The 18,807-nt window shown below is 61.8% G+C and carries 16 protein-coding genes; 10 read left to right on the top strand and 6 right to left on the bottom strand.

The window, feature by feature from the left end; translation table 11 throughout:
- Window positions 1–101 precede the first annotated feature (101 nt).
- The 10 genes from J5M72_RS17565 (at window position 102) to pcaC (ending at window position 9,987) form a co-directional block, all read left to right on the top strand.
- Window positions 102–1,448, top strand: a complete 1,347-nt coding sequence (locus J5M72_RS17565) for an MFS transporter (protein ID WP_207866648.1) — start codon at window positions 102–104, stop codon at window positions 1,446–1,448.
- Window positions 1,449–1,735: 287 nt separating this feature from the next.
- Complete coding sequence (locus J5M72_RS17560; protein WP_003222404.1) at window positions 1,736–2,593, top strand: CoA transferase subunit A; 858 nt, start codon at window positions 1,736–1,738, stop codon at window positions 2,591–2,593.
- The gene (locus tag J5M72_RS17555) at window positions 2,593–3,372 is read left to right on the top strand and encodes a CoA-transferase subunit beta (protein ID WP_169429178.1); all 780 of its coding nucleotides are present in this window, start codon (window positions 2,593–2,595) and stop codon (window positions 3,370–3,372) included. Before J5M72_RS17560 ends, J5M72_RS17555 begins: the two co-directional genes overlap by 1 nt.
- Window positions 3,369–4,574, top strand: a complete 1,206-nt coding sequence (gene pcaF, locus J5M72_RS17550) for a 3-oxoadipyl-CoA thiolase (RefSeq protein WP_207866647.1) — start codon at window positions 3,369–3,371, stop codon at window positions 4,572–4,574. Before J5M72_RS17555 ends, pcaF begins: the two co-directional genes overlap by 4 nt.
- 36 nt (window positions 4,575–4,610) lie before the next feature.
- Window positions 4,611–5,315, top strand: a complete 705-nt coding sequence (gene pcaH / locus J5M72_RS17545) for a protocatechuate 3,4-dioxygenase subunit beta (protein WP_207866646.1) — start codon at window positions 4,611–4,613, stop codon at window positions 5,313–5,315.
- Between the two features lies 1 nt (window position 5,316).
- Entirely contained in the window at window positions 5,317–5,883 is a 567-nt protein-coding gene (gene pcaG, locus J5M72_RS17540; RefSeq protein ID WP_169429181.1) for a protocatechuate 3,4-dioxygenase subunit alpha, read from the top strand.
- A gap of 191 nt (window positions 5,884–6,074) precedes the next feature.
- Complete coding sequence (locus J5M72_RS17535) at window positions 6,075–7,370, top strand: MFS family transporter (RefSeq protein ID WP_169429182.1); 1,296 nt, start codon at window positions 6,075–6,077, stop codon at window positions 7,368–7,370.
- Window positions 7,371–7,415: 45 nt separating this feature from the next.
- The gene (locus J5M72_RS17530; protein ID WP_207866645.1) at window positions 7,416–8,780 is read left to right on the top strand and encodes a 3-carboxy-cis,cis-muconate cycloisomerase; all 1,365 of its coding nucleotides are present in this window, start codon (window positions 7,416–7,418) and stop codon (window positions 8,778–8,780) included.
- 12 nt (window positions 8,781–8,792) lie between these two features.
- Window positions 8,793–9,584 (top strand): 3-oxoadipate enol-lactonase, encoded by a 792-nt coding sequence (gene pcaD / locus J5M72_RS17525; RefSeq protein ID WP_207866644.1) that lies wholly within the window; start codon window positions 8,793–8,795, stop codon window positions 9,582–9,584.
- A 10-nt stretch (window positions 9,585–9,594) separates the two neighbouring features.
- On the top strand, window positions 9,595–9,987 hold the full coding sequence (gene pcaC, locus J5M72_RS17520; protein ID WP_011332825.1) for a 4-carboxymuconolactone decarboxylase: 393 nt from the start codon (window positions 9,595–9,597) through the stop codon (window positions 9,985–9,987).
- Window positions 9,988–10,038: 51 nt separating this feature from the next.
- Here the strand turns inward: pcaC and J5M72_RS17515 are convergent, their stop codons facing one another.
- From J5M72_RS17515 to emhB, 6 genes are all read right to left on the bottom strand, one after another.
- Complete coding sequence (locus tag J5M72_RS17515) at window positions 10,039–10,857, bottom strand: methyltransferase domain-containing protein (RefSeq protein ID WP_207866643.1); 819 nt, start codon at window positions 10,855–10,857, stop codon at window positions 10,039–10,041.
- Window positions 10,858–10,878: 21 nt separating this feature from the next.
- Entirely contained in the window at window positions 10,879–11,235 is a 357-nt protein-coding gene (locus J5M72_RS17510; RefSeq protein ID WP_243433378.1) for a DUF1641 domain-containing protein, read from the bottom strand.
- Window positions 11,236–11,261: 26 nt separating this feature from the next.
- On the bottom strand, window positions 11,262–12,452 hold the full coding sequence (locus tag J5M72_RS17505) for an FAD/NAD(P)-binding oxidoreductase (protein ID WP_207866642.1): 1,191 nt from the start codon (window positions 12,450–12,452) through the stop codon (window positions 11,262–11,264).
- Between the two features lie 184 nt (window positions 12,453–12,636).
- Complete coding sequence (locus tag J5M72_RS17500; RefSeq protein WP_207866641.1) at window positions 12,637–13,896, bottom strand: OprD family porin; 1,260 nt, start codon at window positions 13,894–13,896, stop codon at window positions 12,637–12,639.
- Between the two features lie 289 nt (window positions 13,897–14,185).
- A complete protein-coding gene (emhC, locus tag J5M72_RS17495; protein ID WP_169429188.1) occupies window positions 14,186–15,646 on the bottom strand; it encodes an efflux RND transporter outer membrane subunit EmhC in 1,461 nt (486 codons plus the stop codon).
- Window positions 15,643–18,807 (bottom strand): efflux RND transporter permease subunit EmhB, encoded by a 3,165-nt coding sequence (emhB, locus tag J5M72_RS17490; protein WP_207866640.1) that lies wholly within the window; start codon window positions 18,805–18,807, stop codon window positions 15,643–15,645. The genes emhC and emhB overlap by 4 nt, the downstream gene beginning before the upstream one ends.

Below are 18,807 nucleotides of genomic sequence, written 5' to 3'. Positions count from 1 at the left end.
CGGTTTTAGCGCAACGCCTGATTCCCTCCTTATATGCTTGTGTCCGTGCCTGTCTTTGGCCGGCCGCTGTTCGACTGCGTTTTTTGCGTGGAATAAAAATAATGAACCAGCCTCAGTCCGCTGTAGGTCACTGCCTCGACGTGCAGTCCTTCATCAATGCCCAACCGATCTCGCGCTATCAGTGGCGGGTGGTGATTCTGTGTTTCCTGATTGTCTTTCTCGATGGCCTCGACACGGCAGCCATGGGATTTATCGCGCCGGCCCTGTCCCAGGACTGGGGCATCGACCGCGCCAGCCTCGGTCCGGTGATGAGCGCCGCGCTGATCGGCATGGTTTTCGGTGCGCTGGGTTCCGGTCCGCTGGCTGACCGCTTCGGGCGAAAAGTCGTACTGGTCGGCGCGGTATTTCTGTTCGGAGCCTTCAGCCTGGCGTCGGCCTATGCCACCAACGTTGAGCAACTGCTGGTGCTGCGCTTCCTCACCGGTCTGGGGCTGGGTGCCGGCATGCCGAACGCCACCACGCTGCTGTCGGAATACACCCCGGAGCGCAAGAAATCGCTTCTGGTGACCAGCATGTTCTGTGGCTTCAACCTGGGCATGGCCGGCGGTGGATTCATCTCGGCCAAGCTGATTCCGGCATTCGGCTGGCACAGCCTGTTGCTGATCGGCGGGATTTTGCCGCTGATCCTCGCCGTGGTGTTGCTGGTCTGGCTGCCGGAATCGGCGCGTTATCTGGTGGTGCGTAATCGTGGCACGGACAAAGTCCGCAAAACCCTTGCGCCGATCGACCCGGTCACCGTCGCCCAGGCAGCGAGTTTCAGCGTGCCGGAACAGAAAACCGTCAAGGCACGCAACGTGTTCGCGGTGATTTTCTCCGGAACCTACAGCGTCGGTACGTTGCTGTTGTGGCTGACCTATTTCATGGGCCTTGTCATCGTTTACCTGCTGACCAGCTGGCTGCCGACCCTGATGCGCGACAGCGGCGCGAGCATGGAACAGGCGGCGTTTATCGGCGCATTGTTCCAGTTCGGCGGGGTGCTGAGTGCGGTCGGCGTGGGTTGGGCGATGGACCGGTTCAATCCGCACAAGGTCATCGGCATTTTCTACCTGCTGGCCGGGGTGTTTGCCTACGCGGTCGGGCAGAGCCTGGGCAACATCACGTTGCTGGCGACGCTGGTGCTGGTGGCGGGCATGTGCGTCAACGGCGCGCAATCGGCGATGCCGTCGCTGGCGGCGCGGTTTTATCCGACTCAGGGGCGGGCCACCGGTGTGTCGTGGATGCTCGGGATTGGCCGCTTCGGTGCGATTCTCGGGGCGTGGATGGGCGCGACCCTGCTGGGCCTGGGCTGGAATTTCGAGCAAGTGCTGACGGCGCTGGTGATTCCGGCGGGCCTGGCCACGGCAGCGGTGGTGATCAAGGGCCTGGTCAGTCATGCGGATGCGACTTGAGTTGAGTCATTTTGATCCGCGCTGAATGTTCCGGCGCCTTCGCGGGCAAGCCCGCTCCCACATTGGAATGCATTTCAAAATGTGGGAGCGACCTTGTTCGCGAAGGCGTTCCGAAGAAGTTTTTGATGTTGATTGATAGGTAGGTAACAATCTGTTCGATAATCGAACACTCAGTCGATTATCGGATTGTTTGGTGATTTTCAGCGGCTTAATCTTCAGTGACTCCGGCGCACAACCTCGCGCCTTTTTATCACTGGCGATTCACTACAAAAACGGGAGCCCGCTCCATGGCTGAGATCCTTTCGCTGCACGACGCGGTGAAGCAATTCGTCAACGACGGCGACACCGTCGCGCTCGAAGGTTTCACTCACCTGATCCCTACGGCAGCGGGTCATGAAATCATTCGTCAGGGCAAGAAAGATCTGACGCTGGTGCGGATGACCCCTGACCTGATCTACGACCAATTGATCGGCGCCGGCTGTGCACGCAAGCTGATCTTTTCCTGGGGCGGCAACCCGGGTGTGGGTTCGCTGCACCGTCTGCGCGACGCAGTCGAGAAGCAATGGCCGCATGCCCTGGAAATCGAAGAGCACAGCCACGCCGACCTGGCCAACGCCTACGTTGCCGGCGCCTCCGGCCTGCCGTTCGCGGTACTGCGGGCCTACGCCGGTTCCGACCTGCCGAAGGTCAACCCGCTGATCAAGTCCGTAACGTGTCCGTTCACCGGTGAAGTGCTGGCGGCGGTGCCGTCGGTGCGTCCGGACGTGACCGTGATCCACGCCCAGAAAGCCGACCGTCAGGGCAACGTGCTGCTGTGGGGCATCCTCGGCGTGCAGAAAGAAGCTGCACTGGCCGCCAAGCGCTGCATTGTCACCGTCGAAGAGATCGTCGACAACCTCAACGCCCCGATGAACGCTTGCGTGCTGCCAACCTGGGCCTTGAGTGCGGTCTGCCATGTGCCCGGTGGCGCGCATCCGTCCTACGCCCACGGTTACACCGAGCGTGACAACCGCTTCTATCAGGCGTGGGACCCGATCGCTCGCGACCGTGAGACGTTTACCGCGTGGATCAACGAATACATCCATGGCTGCGCTGACTTCAGCGAGTTCCAGGCCAAGTTGGCCGCTGCTTCGGAGGCCAAGTAATGACTTACACCACCAATGAAATGATGACCGTCGCCGCGGCCCGTCGCCTGAAGAACGGCTCGGTGTGCTTCGTCGGCATCGGCCTGCCGTCGAAAGCCGCCAACCTGGCGCGCCTGACCTCGTCGCCGGACGTGGTGCTGATCTACGAGTCGGGCCCTATCGGCGCCAAGCCAAGCGTGTTGCCACTGTCCATCGGTGACGGCGAACTGGCGGAAACCGCTGACACCGTCGTGCCAACCGGTGAGATTTTTCGCTACTGGCTGCAGGGCGGACGCATCGACGTCGGTTTCCTCGGCGCGGCGCAGGTCGATCGCTTCGGCAACATCAATACCACCGTGGTCGGCGATTACCATCAACCGAAAGTCCGTCTGCCGGGTGCCGGTGGCGCGCCGGAGATCGCAGGTTCCGCGAAAAGCGTGCTGATCATCCTTAAACAGTCGGCGCGCTCGTTTGTCGACAAGCTCGATTTCATTACCTCGGTCGGCCATGGCGAGGGCGGCGATTCGCGCAAACGTCTGGGCCTGCCGGGCGCAGGTCCTGTTGGCATCATTACTGACCTGTGCACCATGGAGCCGGAAGAGGGCACTAATGAGTTCGTGGTCACCGCGCTGCACCCGGGCGTGACCCGCGAGCAAGTGGTCGCCGCCACCGGTTGGGCGATCCGTTTTGCCGACAGCGTTGCAACTACCGCTGAACCGACCGAGGTCGAGCTGACCGCCCTGCGCGATCTCGAAGCCCGTACCGCAGCGGCCCACGGCCAGGCACCGGGAGAAGCATGATGCGCGACGTTTATATCTGCGATGCGATTCGTACCCCCATCGGCCGTTTCGGCGGCGGTCTGGCAGGCGTTCGCGCCGACGACCTGGCCGCCGTGCCGATCAAGGCCCTGATGGAGCGCAATCCTTCGGTGGACTGGAGCGCCATCGACGAAGTGTTCCTCGGCTGCGCCAACCAGGCCGGCGAAGACAACCGCAACGTGGCGCGCATGGCGCTGTTGCTGGCCGGTCTGCCGGACAGCGTGCCCGGCGTCACTCTCAATCGGCTTTGCGCGTCGGGCATGGATGCCATCGGCACCGCGTTCCGCGCCATCGCCAGCGGTGAAATGGAGCTGGCGATTGCCGGCGGCGTCGAGTCGATGTCCCGTGCACCGTTCGTGATGGGCAAGGCTGATGCGGCGTTCTCGCGCAACATGAAGCTGGAAGACACCACCATCGGCTGGCGTTTCATCAACCCGTTGATGAAAGCGCAGTACGGCGTCGACGCGATGCCGCAGACCGCCGACAACGTCGCCGACGACTACGAAGTTTCCCGCGAGGATCAGGACGCTTTCGCCCTGCGCAGTCAGCAACGTACGGCCGCCGCCCAGGCTGCCGGCTACTTCGCCGAGGAAATCGTCGAAGTGCGGATTGCCCACAAGAAGGGCGAAACCGTGGTCAGCCAGGACGAACATCCCCGCGCCGACACCACGCTTGAAGCCCTGACCCGACTGAAACCGGTCAACGGCCCGGACAAGACCGTCACCGCCGGCAACGCTTCGGGCGTGAACGACGGTGCTGCCGCGCTGATTCTGGCCTCGGCCGAAGCGGTGAAAAAACACGGCCTGACCGCCCGCGCCAAAGTGCTCGGGATGGCCAGTGCCGGGGTTGCGCCACGGGTGATGGGCATCGGCCCGGTGCCGGCGGTGCGCAAACTCACCGAACGCCTCGGCGTGGCGGTCAGCGATTTCGACGTGATCGAGCTCAACGAAGCGTTTGCCAGCCAGGGTCTGGCGGTGCTGCGCGAACTGGGGCTGGCGGACGACGCGGCCCAGGTCAACCCGAACGGCGGCGCGATCGCCCTTGGTCATCCGCTGGGCATGAGCGGCGCGCGTCTGGTGCTGACCGCCCTGCATCAGCTGGAAAAGACCGGTGGCAAGAAAGGTCTGGCGACCATGTGCGTCGGTGTCGGCCAGGGTCTGGCCCTGGCCATCGAACGCGTCTGACGCAAGCCGTGACGAAAAAGAACAGAGGAAAGCGAAATGACTGACAAGCCTGGTTACCGCCGCCCGCAGGAAGGCACCCAGCCGCCGTACCTGCACCCCAATTATCAATCCACCAATCTGCGCTCGCCGTCCAAGCCGTTGGTGTTTCTGCCGCATTCGCTGTCGGAAATCACCGGGCCGACCATCGGTGCCGAGCGTGTGGCCGATACCGATAACGATCTGACCGCCCAGCATCAGGGTGAGCCCCTTGGCGAGCGGATCATCATTCATGGGCGTGTGCTCGACGAAAACGGTCTGCCGGTGCCGGGGATTCTGGTGGAGATCTGGCAGGCCAACGCCGCCGGTCGCTACAACCATGCCCGTGACCTGCACGACGCACCGCTGGACCCGAACTTCACCGGCACCGGCCGCACCGTGACCGACGCCGACGGCTGGTATCAGTTCCAGACCATCAAGCCCGGCGCCTATCCGTGGGGCAATCACCACAACGCCTGGCGGCCGGCTCACGTACATTTCTCGCTGTTCGGGCCGAGCATCCTGACGCGCCTGGTCACGCAGATGTATTTCCCGGGCGACCCGCTGCTGGCCTACGACCCGATCTACAACTGCGTGCCGGACACCTCGGCCAAGGAACGCCTGATCGCCGCTTTCGATCTGGAAAAAACCATTCCGTCCTACGCCCTCGCTTATCGCTGGGACATCGTGCTGCGCGGCCGCGAAGCCACGCCGATGGAGAAATGAGATGACCCTGACTGCGACCACGTCCCACACCGTCGGGCCGTATTACCACATCGGCCTGACCTGGCTGAACCGTGAAAACCTCGCCAACGAACTGACCCTCGGCCAGCGCGTGGCGATCACCGGGCAAGTGGTGGACGGCAACGGCGATGTCGTCAACGACGCCATGCTCGAAGTCTGGCAGGCCAACGCCGCCGGCAAATATGACCACCCGGAAGACGAGCAGGCCAAGCCGCTCGATCCGAATTTCGAAGGTTTCGGCCGGGTGCCGGTGGATGCCGAAGGGCGCTTCCGTTTCACCACGATCAAACCGGGCACGGTCGAAGGCCTGAAAGGCACGACCCAGGCGCCACATCTGGTGGTGCTGGTGTTTGCGCGCGGTCTGGTGAAACACTTGCTGACGCGGATTTATTTCGAGGGCGATCCGGCGAACGTCAATGATCCGTTGCTCGAATGCGTACCGGCCGAGCGCCGCACCACGTTGTTGGCCAAGCCGGATGCGGCGGGCGTTTATCAGTGGAATGTGATCCTGCAGGGCACTGATGCGGAAACCGTGTTCTTCGATTACTGAAGATCACCACATCCCTTGTGGGAGCGGGCTTGCTCGCGAGGAGGGCCTGTCAGTCGCCATTGATGTTGGCTGACCCACCGCTTTCGCGGGCAAGCCCGCTCCCACAGGGATTTGCAGCGCTTGAGTATCTGCGGAACGGGACTGTTGCAAAGTATGTCTAGACTCTCACTGTCCCTATCGAGTGAAAAACAATGACAACTATCACATCCCACTACACCGGCGAAGAGCGCAGCAAGCGCATCTTCGCCATTGTCGGCGCGTCGTCCGGCAACCTGGTCGAATGGTTCGACTTTTATGTCTACGCCTTTTGCGCGATCTATTTCGCCCCGGCGTTTTTCCCCTCCGACAATCCTACGGTGCAACTGGTCAACACCGCCGGGGTATTCGCTGCCGGGTTCCTGATGCGCCCGATCGGCGGCTGGATTTTCGGGCGTCTGGCGGACAAGAAGGGCCGCAAGACGTCGATGATGATTTCGGTATTGATGATGTGCTTCGGCTCATTGCTCATCGCCTGTCTGCCGACCTACAACAGCATCGGCGTCTGGGCGCCGTTGCTGCTGTTGTTCGCGCGCCTGCTGCAAGGCTTGTCGGTAGGCGGCGAATACGGCACCACCGCGACCTACATGAGCGAAGTCGCGCTCAAGGGGCAGCGCGGGTTCTTCGCCTCGTTCCAGTACGTGACCCTGATCGGCGGGCAACTGCTGGCGGTGTTGCTGGTGGTGATCCTGCAACAGTTCCTCTCCGAAGAAGAATTGCGTGCCTACGGCTGGCGAATCCCGTTCGTGGTCGGTGCGGCAGCAGCGCTGATTTCCCTGTTCCTGCGCCGTTCGCTGAAAGAAACCGCCAGCAAGGAAATGCGCGAGAACAAAGACGCCGGCAGCATCCGTGCGTTGTTCCGCGATCACAAAGCGGCGTTCATCACCGTGCTCGGTTACACCGCCGGTGGCTCGCTGATTTTCTACACCTTCACCACCTACATGCAGAAATACCTGGTGAACACCGCCGGCATGCACGCCAAGACCGCCAGCTACATCATGACCGGCGCGCTGTTCCTGTACATGTGCATGCAGCCGCTGTTCGGCATGCTCGCCGACAAGATCGGCCGGCGTAACTCGATGCTTTGGTTCGGCGCGCTCGGTACGCTGTTCACCGTGCCGATTCTGTTGAGTCTGAAAAGTGTCAGCAGCCCGGTCCTGGCCTTCGTGCTGATCACCGTGGCACTGGCGATCGTCAGTTTCTACACCTCGATCAGCGGCCTGGTGAAAGCCGAAATGTTCCCGCCGGAAGTCCGCGCCCTCGGCGTCGGCCTGGCTTACGCGGTGGCCAATGCGATCTTCGGCGGTTCGGCCGAATACGTGGCCCTGAGCCTCAAGGCCGGGGGCATGGAAAACGCCTTTTACTGGTACGTCACGGTGATGATGGCAGTGGCGTTCCTGTTCAGCCTGCGCCTGCCGAAACAGGCCGCCTATTTGCATCACGATCTCTAACCGAAGGGCGCGGGCCGTGATGGCCCGCGCCGGCAAGGACTGTTTATGACTCAGCGACCGGGCAATCAATTGTTCGATGCCTACTTCACTGCCCGCGATATGCGCGACGTGTTCTGCGATCAGGGCCGGGTGCAGGCGATGCTCGACTTCGAAGCGGCGCTGGCCCGGGCCGAAGCGCGGGTCGGATTGATTCCGGCGAGTGCTGTCGCGTCGATCGAAAACGCCTGCCACGCCGGGCTGTTTGATTTCGCAGCGCTGGGCGAGGCGATCGCTACGGCCGGCAATTCGGCGATTCCCCTGGTGAAGGCGTTGGGCAAACAGATTGCCGCGACCGATGCCGAAGCCGAGCGCTACGTGCATCTGGGCGCTACCAGTCAGGACGTGATGGATTCCGGGTTGGTGCTGCAATTGCGCCAGGCGCTGGAACTGATTGAAGGGGAGCTGGCGCAACTGGCCGATTCCCTCGCCGTTCAGGCGCAGCGCCACGCCGCCACGCCGCTGTCCGGGCGCACCTGGCTGCAACACGCGACGCCCGTCACCCTTGGGATGAAGATTGCCGGTTGGCTCGGCGCCGTGACCCGCAGCCGTCAGCGTCTGCGCGAACTCAAGCCGCGGCTGCTGGTGCTGCAGTTCGGCGGCGCGTCCGGCACCTTGGCGGCGCTGGGCGAACAGGCGTTGCCGATTGCCCGTGCACTGGCCGAAGAGCTGCAACTGACCCTGCCGGAACAACCCTGGCACACCCAGCGTGATCGTATCGTCGAGTTTGGCGCGGTGCTGGGTCTGATTGCCGGCAGCCTCGGCAAGTTCGGCCGCGACATCAGCCTGTTGATGCAGACCGAAGCGGCGGAAGTATTCGAGCCTTCGGCACCGGGCAAGGGCGGTTCATCGACCATGCCGCACAAACGCAATCCGGTGGGCGCAGCGGTGCTGATCGGCGCGGCGACCCGTGTGCCGGGGCTGGTCTCGACGCTGTTCAGCGCCATGCCCCAGGAGCACGAACGCAGCCTCGGCTTGTGGCACGCCGAATGGGAAACCCTGCCGGAGATCTGCTGCCTGGTGTCAGGTGCGCTGCAACAGGCGCGGTTGCTGGCCGACGGTCTGGAGGTCGATGCCGCGCGCATGGCCCGCAACCTCGAATTGACCCAAGGTCTGGTGCTGGCCGAAGCGGTGAGCATCGTGCTCGCGCAACGAGTCGGCCGCGACACCGCGCATCATCTGCTCGAACAATGCTGCAAACGAGCGGTGGCCGAACAACGCCACCTGCGTGCGGTACTCGGTGACGAACCGCAGGTGACCGCCGAACTGAGCGCATCCGAACTGGATCATCTGCTCGATCCCGCCCATTACCTCGGTCAGGCGCAGGTCTGGGTCGAGCGTGCGGTGGCCGAACATAACGCATTGTCTGACTGAAAGGAGAGGGCTGTGGCTTTCGTTCAACTCGCCGATGGCGAACTGCATTACTCATTGGAAGGCCCGGTCGATGCGCCGGTGCTGGTGCTGTCCAACTCGTTGGGCACCGACCTGCACATGTGGGACGTGCAGATGCCGGCCTTCACCGAACATTTTCGGGTGCTGCGTTTTGATACGCGCGGGCACGGCCAGTCGCTGGTGACGCCGGGCCCTTACAGCATCGAGCAACTGGGTCGCGACGTGCTGGCGCTGCTGGATGCGCTGCACATCGAACGTGCGCATTTCTGCGGTCTGTCGATGGGCGGGTTGATCGGCCAGTGGCTGGGGATCAATGCCGGCCAGCGTCTGAACAAACTGATCGTGTGCAACACCGCTGCAAAGATCGGCGATCCGTCGGTGTGGAATCCGCGCATCGAAACCGTGCTGCGTGACGGCCCGGCGGCGATGGTCGCCTTGCGCGATGCATCGATTGCCCGATGGTTTACTCCGGATTTTTCCGCCGCCAATCCGGCAGCGGCCAAGCAGATCACCGACATGCTGGCAGCGACCAATCCTGAAGGTTACGCCGCCAACTGCGCGGCGGTGCGCGATGCGGATTTCCGTGAGCAGTTGTCGTCGATCAAGGCACCGCTGCTGGTGATCGCCGGTACGGAAGATGCGGTGACGCCGCCGTCCGGCGGGCATTTCATTCAGGAGCACGTGCGCGGCGCCGAGTACGCCGAGTTTCATGCGGCGCATCTTTCCAACGTTCAGGCCGGCGACGCGTTCAGCGACCGTGTGCTGACATTCCTGCTGGCCGATTGAGGGGATTTCCGTGGACGAGAAACAACGTTACGACGACGGCATGCAGGTGCGCCGCGCAGTGCTCGGCGATGCTCACGTCGATCGCAGCCTGACCACGCTGACCGAGTTCAACTCGGAGTTCCAGGAGATGATCACCCGTCACGCCTGGGGCGACATCTGGACCCGGCCGGGCCTGCCGCGCCATACCCGCAGCCTGATCACCATCGCCATGCTGATCGGCATGAACCGCGAAGGTGAACTGAAGTTGCACCTGCGGGCGGCGGCCAACAATGGCGTGAGCCGTGGCGAGATCAAGGAAGTGATCATGCAGAGCGCGATCTACTGCGGGATTCCGGCGGCGAATGCGACGTTTCATCTGGCCGAATCGGTGTGGGATGAGCTGGGTACCGAATCACGCGAGTAATCGTCGAGTTCGAAGAATCGCAGCCTGTGGAAGGCTGCGATCCTTTGGACTTCACACCTTGGCAACAATGAAAATCCGCTTGAACGCAAACAGCGTGTGGCCGTCATCCTCCTGCGGATAATGGGCATGCACTCGCATCAGGTAGTGATAAATGAAGCGCGCCTGTTCTTCTGACGTCAGTCCCTGCATCACCGGCCGCAGCGCCGACACCTTCACCCAGTCATAAATCGGCGAACTTCCGCGCACGACCTGCAACTGTTCGGTTTCCCAAATATCCAGCGAGTGGGTCAGCGGCGCGAGCAAACGGTAGTAATCCTCCAGTGACAACAACGTCCGTGCCGCCATGCGCTGGCGCAATTGCGCGGTGCCAATCGGTCGACCGCAGGGGCCGGCATCGTCTAGGGTTTCGAGCATCAACCGATACCACAGCGCATCGCGCCAGTCCGGCATGTGCGCGGCCAGACAGCCACCGGGGTTGAGGTGGTACAGCAATCCCGGCAGCAGCGTCTGATGGTCATCGATGAAATGCAGCACAGCGGCGGCGAACAACAGGTCGGCCGGCTTGCGGGGTTTCCAGTGTTGCAGGTCAGCGTGTTGCCAGCGCGCCTTGATCGGCAGGCAGCGGGCGACCTGAAGCATGTCTTTCGAACTGTCGATGCCCTTGATCTCTGCCTCGGGCCAGCGATACGCCAGAATCTTTGTGGCAATCCCGGTGCCGCAGCCCAGGTCATAAATGCGTTGGGGATTTTCCAGGTCGACACGGCCGAGCAATTCGTCGACCGGTTGTTGCCTGAGACGGGAAAACTGCTGGTACGCCCGGGCGTCCCAGTCGGTGCAGGTCTTGACCGGCGTTTCGAGTTTTACGCTCATGAGGTGATCCTCTCTGGCGAGTTAAAGTTGTCTTCCGATGACGTTGAGCGCTTTCAGGACAACGGCCACGCCTTTGCGTGTATCGCCGTCGTTCAACAGTTTGAGCAGGGCAAAAACGCTTGGTGGCTGGTGTTGCGCGGCGACTTCAGCCTTGGCCAGACGCAGAGCATTGGCCGCCTCCCAACTGCAGGCTGCCGCCTGTTCGATCAGCAAGGACAGTTTCTCCACCATGGCTTCATCCAGCAGGTCGACCAGATCCGACAGCAGGGACAGCAGGTCGACAATGTTTTCCAGCCGTCCAGCGTCGATCAACGGTTGCAGTCTGGCCATCAGGGCGGTGTAGCCGGGTGTGGCCGACAGGGCTTCAGACTCTTTCATCAGCAATCACTCCTCCCTGTGCAGGGTCAAAGCATTCCACGGGCCACCATCCAGTACAGACCGCGATTAAAGCCATTGCGCAGCAGCCCTCCGAGTTTGGTCGGTGGCGTCGGCAGTACGTCACGGCTGTAGTTGTACCAAAGTGGCATTCCGGCATTCAGGCCCATTTGCGCAACGGCCTGAACGCGGCCGTCATAGGCACTGATGGGGTGCCCCAGACGGATTTCGGCGGCGATGTTGTTGGCGATCACCGGTGCCTGGTTATGGCAGGCTCCACCGGCCTTGCTCACCGGCAGGTCAACGGTGTCGCCGATCACATAGACCCCGTCCAGACCATAGACCTGCAGGGTTTCGTGGTTGGTCGGCAACCAGCCTTCGTTGTTGGGCGCCTGGGAAATTCCGGATTCCAGCACGGCATCCACGGCGCGGATCGGCGGGGTTGCCATCAGAATATCGAACGGTTGCACTGCGCCTTCTTCGGAGTAGGCGATCTTTGCGTCGGGATCGACCCGACTCAGCGTGAAGCTGCGCTGATACTGGATACCCAGCTTGTCGAAAATGCCGGGCAGGACGTCCCCGGTCGCGCGTTGCAGGAACAGGCAGTTTCGCAGCAACTGGGCAGTCTTGGGGTAGGTGTAGATGATCTCTACCTTGTCGCGCACACCTCGTCGACGTAGCAGATCATCCACCATCAATGTCGTTTCTACCGGCGCAATTCCGCATTGGTGCGGCACATTGGGAGTCTGCGGAAAAGACACGGTAATGAAAATCCGGCCCTTTTCAATCGTGCTCAGACGTTGTGCCAGTTGGCGCGCCGGATCGTATTGATAGAAATGGTCGCCGGCCTCTTTCAACCCTTCGATTCGTTCCGGAGCGGGCACACAACCGGTGGCGATGACCAGAAAGTCGTAGACAAAAAACTTGCCGCTATGGGTTTTGAGGCGCTGGTTGTTGAAGTCGAACCGTATGACCTTTTCAACCTGAAAGTCGATTTCAGGTCGCAACAATGAGCGTTCCGGGCGTTTGAGTTCTTCCTTGAAAAACAGGTTGAACGCCACGTACATGAACGCAGGTTTGTAGTAATGATCGGGGGATACCGACAGGAGAGTGATCGAGACTTCGCCACGCAGGATTTCGGGATACAGCTTGCCGACCAGTTGATTGGCCAGCATGGTTCCGCCTACGCCGCCACCGACGATCACTATTCGCTTTTTCATACCTGACCTCCATGGTCAAGGTGTGCTTCGCGTACAGCATCCGGAGATAACGGAAGGTAAATGGCTCCTACTGCAGGCTGGAGAATAAAAAGTACCGCTTAAATGTAACCGGGTCTTGGTGGCTTGCCAGACTCAAATGACCAGCGGTCAAAGACGGCGCTCGCCGGGAGCGCCGTTGTCACAGTCACAGCAAACTGATCGGATAGCTGACGATCAGGCGGTTCTCGTCGAACTCGTTGTTGCTGAAGTCGCGGCGCATGGTCGAGTTGCGCCATCTGACGTTCAGGTCCTTGAGCGCACCGCTTTGCACGGTGTAGCCCAGTTCGGACTCGCGGCCCCATTCCTTGCCGTCGGTGGTGGTCCCGGTGTGGACGTTGTCGCCACTGATGTAGCGGTTCATCAGGGTCAGGCCGGGAACGCCGAGGGCGGCGAAGTTGTAGTCATGGCGCAGTTGCCAGGAACGTTCCCGGGCGTTGTCGTAGCTGGAGTTGTAGCTGTCGTTGGCGAGCGTTCCACCGCTGGTGCCATTGACGCGCATCCAGGCGCTGTCGCCGGTGAGTTTTTGCAGACCGACGTAGAAGGTGTTGCCGCCGTATCGCGCCGAAAACATGCCCGACCAGGTCTTGTTGTCGAGGTCGCCGGCGCGGGCACTGCCGTCGTCCTTGCCATAGAAAAAGCCGAGGTTGGCGCCCAGGGTCCAGTCGCCGAGCGGCTGGCTGTGGATCAGGTTGACGTATTGCTGGCTGTAGATGTCCTTGAGTTCGGCGTTCCACAGGCCGATCTGGGTGCGCTTGTCGTTGAACACGTATTCGCCGCCCTGGAAGTTGAAGCGGTCGGAGGTGAACGCGGCTTTGCCGGTCATCGACATGTCGCTCATGCTGCTGTCGTCACGGGGACTGTTGGCGCGGAACTGGCCGCCGTAAAGGGTCAGGCCATTGATTTCCTTCGAGGTGATCTGGCCGCCGCGAAAGGTCTGCGGTAATGAGCGGCCGTCGTCCGAGCGCAGGATCGGCAGTACCGGCATCCATTCACCGACCTTCACTTCGGTCTGCGACAGCTTGGCCTTGAACGCCACGTTGGTGCGACCGAAGTTGTCTGCCGGGCGACCGTCATGGTCCAGGGGCAGCAATTGCGTGCCGCCCGTTCCTTTACCGCCATCGAGTTTCACCGAGTACAACCCCAATACGTCCATGCCGAAACCGACGGTGCCCTGGGTGAAACCGGACTTGGCGTCGAGGATGAAGCTCTGCGTCCATTCTTCAGCCTTGCCCTGAGCCTTGGTCGGGTTGGTGAAGTTGCGATTGATGTAGAAATTGCGCAGGTTCAGGTTGACCTTGGCCCCGTCGATAAAACCGGCTTCTTCAGCCGCAGCGGGCAGCGCGATGCCGGCGAGGGCGAGGGCGATCAGACCGGGAAGTGCGTAGGGCGCAGGGGAGGTTGTCATGGGCTCGGGTCTCTCTTGTTTTTTTGGAGCAAACGGGGGCGCTGCGACCGTTTTTCAAGGCGCAGACATTCGATGGATTCAGAGGCGAAGCGGCGGCGATCAGCCGGGAGGAGCAGGGCGCGGGAGCATGGTGTCGAACCTGTTGTTATTGGTTTTGTGGCTCGAATGGTGCGGGGCGTGGGCGAGGCGATTCAATCGGCGAAAGTGGAATTTGGGCGATTATCGAACGCAAGATTCACAGGCAACAAAAAGCCCGCCAATCGGCGGGCTTCTCGTGTTCACCGGATGATCAGAACAGCTTCATCTTCGGCGCTTCTTCTTTGAGCGGTTCGTTCTGCGCGGTCTGCGCATTCCAGCCGCCGCCCAAAGCCTTGTACAGGTTGACCGCACTGGTCAACTGCGCGAGGCGGTCGGTGATCAGCGATTGTTGCGCGCTGAACAGCTGACGCTGGGCATCGAGGAAGGTCAGGTTGCTGTCGACGCCGATGCGATAGCGACGCTCGGCCAGACGGTAGTAGTCCTGGTTCGCAGCGACGAAGTCACGCTGAGCCTGCAACTGCTCGGTGTAGGTCTGGCGCGCGGCCAGGCCATCGGCGACTTCCTGGAAGGCTGTTTGAATGGACTTCTCGTAGTTCGCCACGCCAATGTCCTTCTGGATCTTGGCGTAGTCGAGGCTGGCGCGCAGGCTGCCGGCGTTGAAGATCGGCAGGTTGATCTGCGGCTGGAACAGCCACGTGCCCGAACCGCCCTTGAACAGGCCGGACAGGTCCGGGCTCAGGCTGCCCGCGTTGGCGGTCAGGCTGATGCTCGGGAAGAACGCTGCACGGGCCGCGCCAATGTTGGCGTTGGCCGCCTTCAGGTTGTACTCGGCCTGAAGGATGTCCGGACGACGCTGCAGCAGATCCGACGGCAGGCCGGCCGGCACGTCGGCCAGCAGGTCATCCGACAGCGGTTTGGCCGCTTGCAGGTTGGCCGGCACACCGGTGCCGAGCAGCAGGGTCAGGCTGTTTTCGTCCTGAGCGACCTGGCGGGTGTAACGCGCCAGTTGTGCCCGGGCGTTCTCGACCGAGGTGCGCGACTGCGCCAGGTCCAGCGCCGAGGCCACACCGACTTCGTTGCTGCGGCTGGTCAGCTTGTAGCTTTCCTCGAAGGCACCGAGGGTGTCCTGAGTCAGCTTGAGCAGTTCCTTGTCGGCCTGCCAGGTCAGGTAGGCGTTGGCCACGCTGGCCACCAGGCTGATCTGGGTGCTGCGGCGCGCTTCTTCGGTGGCGAAGTATTGTTGCAACGCTTGTTCGCTCAGGCTGCGAACCCGACCAAACAGGTCGAGTTCGTAGGCGCTGATGCCGACCGTGGCGGAGTAGGAACTGTTGATGGCCGCTTCACCGCTCTGCGACGCACGGGCCGGAACCCGCTGACGGCTGCCGCTGGCATTGGCCGACACGGCCGGGAACAGGTCGGCGCGCTGGATGCGGTATTGAGCCGCGTAGGCGTCGATGTTCAGCGCCGCGACACGCAGGTCGCGGTTGTTTTCCAGGGCGACCTGAATCAGTTGCTGCAGGGCCGGGTCATGGAAAAACTGCTTCCAGCCCTGTTCGGCAGCGGCCTGCGCCGGTGCCTGGGCCGGCGAGTACGCCGGGCCCTGCGGGAATTGCGCGGCCACCGGTGCTTCAGGCTGCTGATAATCCGGTATCAGCGAGCAACCGCTCAGCACGAAGGCGGCGACTGCGATGGAGAGTAGCGACTTGCTCATTGGCCAGCCTCTTTAGGAGTTTCTATGGCGTCATCCTTGCCGGCGTTTTTGCGCTGACCCATGGACGACACAGTGACGAAGAACAGTGGAACCCAGAATATCGCCAGGATCGTTGCGGTGAGCATACCGCCAATCACGCCGGTACCGATTGCGTGTTGGCTGCCCGAGCCTGCGCCGGTGGAGATGGCCAACGGTACAACACCGAGGACGAAGGCCAGCGACGTCATGATGATCGGTCGCAGACGCATGCGGCAGGCTTCAATGGCCGCATCGCGCAGACTGCGTCCCTGCTCGTGCAATTCCTTGGCGAACTCGACGATCAGAATGGCGTTTTTAGCCGCCAGACCGATGGTCGTCAACAGACCCACCTGGAAGTACACGTCGTTCGACAGACCGCGCAGGCTGGTGGCCATCAGCGCACCGATGATCCCCAGCGGTACCACGAGCATGACCGCGATCGGAATCGACCAGCTTTCATACAGCGCCGCCAGACACAGGAACACCATCAGCAGCGACAGGGCGTACAGCGCCGGAGCCTGCGAGCCGGACAGTCGTTCTTCGTACGACAGACCGGTCCACGAGATACCCACACCGGCCGGCAGCTTCTTGGCGATCGCCTCGACTTCGGCCATCGCTTCACCGGTGGAGTAACCCGGAGCCGGGGCACCGAGGATCTCGACCGCTTCAACACCGTTGTAACGCGCAAGCTTCGGCGAACCGTAGATCCACTCGCCCTTGGCGAACGCGGAGAACGGAACCATGGTGCCGGAGGCGTTACGCACGTACCACTTCTTCAGGTCTTCCGGGCTCATGCGCGAGTCTGGCCGGCCCTGCACGTACACCTTCTTCACCCGACCGCGGTCGATGAAGTCGTTGACGTAGCTACTGCCCAGCGCAATCGACAATGTGTTGTTGATGTCGGCGATGGTGATGCCCAGGGCACTGGCCTTCTCGTCATCGATTTCCAGCTGGAACTGTGGCTCGTCGTTCAGACCGTTCGGACGGACCTGGGTCAGCACTTTGCTCTGTGCCGCCATGCCCAGGAACTGGTTGCGCGCAGCCATCAGTTTTTCGTGACCGATACCGGCGCGGTCCTGCAGGAACACGTCGAAACCGGTGGCGTTACCCAGCTCCAGTACCGCTGGCGGAGCGAAGGCGAACACCATCGCATCGCGGAAGGTAAAGAAGTGCTGCTGGGCGCGGGCGGCGAGTTTGAACACGCTGTTGTCGGCGTTTCGCTCGTGCCACGGCTTGAGCATGATGAACGCCATACCCGAACTCTGGCCACGGCCGGCGAAGTTGAAGCCGGTTACGGTGAACACCGAGGCTACTGCGTCGCCTTCACCGCCGTCCTTGGTCGGACGCAGCAGGAATTCACGCATTTCATCCACCACCACCTGAGTGCGCTGGGCGCTGGAACCGGCGGGGGTCTGCACCTGGGCGAACAGAACGCCCTGGTCTTCTTCCGGCAGGAACGCGGTCGGGATGCGGGTGAACAGCCAGATCATGCCGACCACGATCAGCAGGTAGGCCAGCAGGTACGGGGCCTTGCGCTGCAGGATGTTGCCGACACCGCGCTCGTAGCCACGAACGCCACGGTCGAAGTTGCGGTTGAACCAGCCGAAGAAGCCTTTTTTCGGCGCACCGTGCTCACCGTGCGGAATCGCCTTGAGCATGGTGGCGCACAGCGCCGGGGTGAAGATCAGCGCGACCAGTACCGACAACGCCATGGCCGACACGATGGTGATCGAGAACTGCTTGTAGATCACACCGGTGGAGCCGCTGAAGAACGCCATCGGCAGCAATACCGCCGACAGAACGAGAGCGATACCGACCAGGGCGCCCTGGATCTGGCCCATGGATTTCTTGGTCGCTTCCTTCGGTGACAAGCCTTCTTCGCTCATCACCCGCTCGACGTTTTCCACCACGACGATGGCGTCGTCCACCAGCAAGCCGATGGCGAGCACCATGCCGAACATGGTCAGGGTGTTGATGCTGAAACCGGCCGCCGCGAGGATGCCGAACGTACCGAGCAATACCACCGGCACGGTCATCGTGGTGATGACGGTGGCGCGGAAGTTCTGCAGGAACAGGAACATCACCAGGAACACCAGCACGATCGCTTCGACCAGGGTTTCAACCACACCCTTGATCGATTCGGTCACCACCGGGGTGGTGTCGTACGGGAACACCACTTCCATGCCTTGCGGGAAGAACGGCTTGAGGTCGTCAATCGTCTTGCGCAGTGCCTTGGCGGTGTCGAGGGCGTTGGCGCCGTTGGCCAGTTTCACTGCCAGTCCGGAAGCCGGGCTGCCGTTGAACTGGGCGCTGATGGCGTAGTTCTCGCCACCCAGGCCGACGTCGGCGACGTCTTTCAAGCGAACCTGCGAGCCGTCCTTGTTGACCTTGAGCAGAATCTCTTTGAACTGCTCGGCGGTCTGCAGACGGGTCTTGCCGATGATCGTGGCGTTCAACTGCTGGCCCTGCACGGCAGGCAAGCCACCGAGCTGACCGGACGACACCTGGACGTTCTGCGCCGCAATCGCGGTTTTCACGTCGACCGGGGTCAGGTTGAAGTTGTTCAACTTGGCCGGGTCGAGCCAGATGCGCATCGCGTACTGAGCACCGAAGACCTGGAAGTCACCGACACCGGCGGTCCGCGAGATCGGGTCCTGCATGTTCGACACGATGTAGTTGGACAGGTCGTCCTTGGTCATGCTGCCGTCACGCGACACCACACCGATCACCAGCAGGAAGTTCTTCACTGCCTTGGTCACGCGGATACCCTGTTGCTGCACTTCCTGCGGCAGCAGCGGGGTGGCCAGGTTCAGCTTGTTCTGGACCTGGACTTGCGCGGTGTCGGAGTTGGTGCCTTGCTCGAAGGTCGCGGTGATGGTCATGCTGCCGTCGGAGTTACTTTCCGAAGATACATAACGCAGGTTGTCGATACCGTTGAGTTGCTGCTCGATGACCTGAACCACGGTGTCCTGAACCGTCTGTGCCGAAGCACCCGGGTAGGTCACGGAGATCGCAATGGCCGGTGGCGCAATGCTCGGGTACTGGTTGATCGGCAGTTTCAGGATCGAAAGTGCCCCGACCAGCATGATCACCAGGGCAATTACCCAGGCGAAAATCGGACGGTCGATGAAAAATTTTGACAT

The organism is Pseudomonas sp. 58(2021), assembly GCF_017491585.1.
GTDB lineage: Bacteria > Pseudomonadota > Gammaproteobacteria > Pseudomonadales > Pseudomonadaceae > Aquipseudomonas > Aquipseudomonas fluorescens_BT.
This window is presented reverse-complemented; position numbering and strand designations above follow the sequence as displayed.

Excerpts from the sequence above, each read along its gene's own strand:
- J5M72_RS17510 (WP_243433378.1), bottom strand. The coding sequence starts at position 11,235 with ATGAAAGAGTCTGAAGCCCTGTCGGCCACACCCGGCTACACCGCCCTG.
- J5M72_RS17555 (WP_169429178.1), top strand. The coding sequence starts at position 2,593 with ATGACTTACACCACCAATGAAATGATGACCGTCGCCGCGGCCCGTCGC.
- J5M72_RS17500 (WP_207866641.1), bottom strand. The coding sequence starts at position 13,896 with ATGACAACCTCCCCTGCGCCCTACGCACTTCCCGGTCTGATCGCCCTC.
- J5M72_RS17560 (WP_003222404.1), top strand. The coding sequence starts at position 1,736 with ATGGCTGAGATCCTTTCGCTGCACGACGCGGTGAAGCAATTCGTCAAC.
- J5M72_RS17535 (WP_169429182.1), top strand. The coding sequence starts at position 6,075 with ATGACAACTATCACATCCCACTACACCGGCGAAGAGCGCAGCAAGCGC.
- J5M72_RS17505 (WP_207866642.1), bottom strand. The coding sequence starts at position 12,452 with ATGAAAAAGCGAATAGTGATCGTCGGTGGCGGCGTAGGCGGAACCATG.
- pcaF (WP_207866647.1), top strand. The coding sequence starts at position 3,369 with ATGATGCGCGACGTTTATATCTGCGATGCGATTCGTACCCCCATCGGC.
- pcaH (WP_207866646.1), top strand. The coding sequence starts at position 4,611 with ATGACTGACAAGCCTGGTTACCGCCGCCCGCAGGAAGGCACCCAGCCG.
- emhC (WP_169429188.1), bottom strand. The coding sequence starts at position 15,646 with ATGAGCAAGTCGCTACTCTCCATCGCAGTCGCCGCCTTCGTGCTGAGC.
- pcaG (WP_169429181.1), top strand. The coding sequence starts at position 5,317 with ATGACCCTGACTGCGACCACGTCCCACACCGTCGGGCCGTATTACCAC.
- J5M72_RS17530 (WP_207866645.1), top strand. The coding sequence starts at position 7,416 with ATGACTCAGCGACCGGGCAATCAATTGTTCGATGCCTACTTCACTGCC.
- emhB (WP_207866640.1), bottom strand. The coding sequence starts at position 18,807 with ATGTCAAAATTTTTCATCGACCGTCCGATTTTCGCCTGGGTAATTGCC.
- J5M72_RS17515 (WP_207866643.1), bottom strand. The coding sequence starts at position 10,857 with ATGAGCGTAAAACTCGAAACGCCGGTCAAGACCTGCACCGACTGGGAC.
- J5M72_RS17565 (WP_207866648.1), top strand. The coding sequence starts at position 102 with ATGAACCAGCCTCAGTCCGCTGTAGGTCACTGCCTCGACGTGCAGTCC.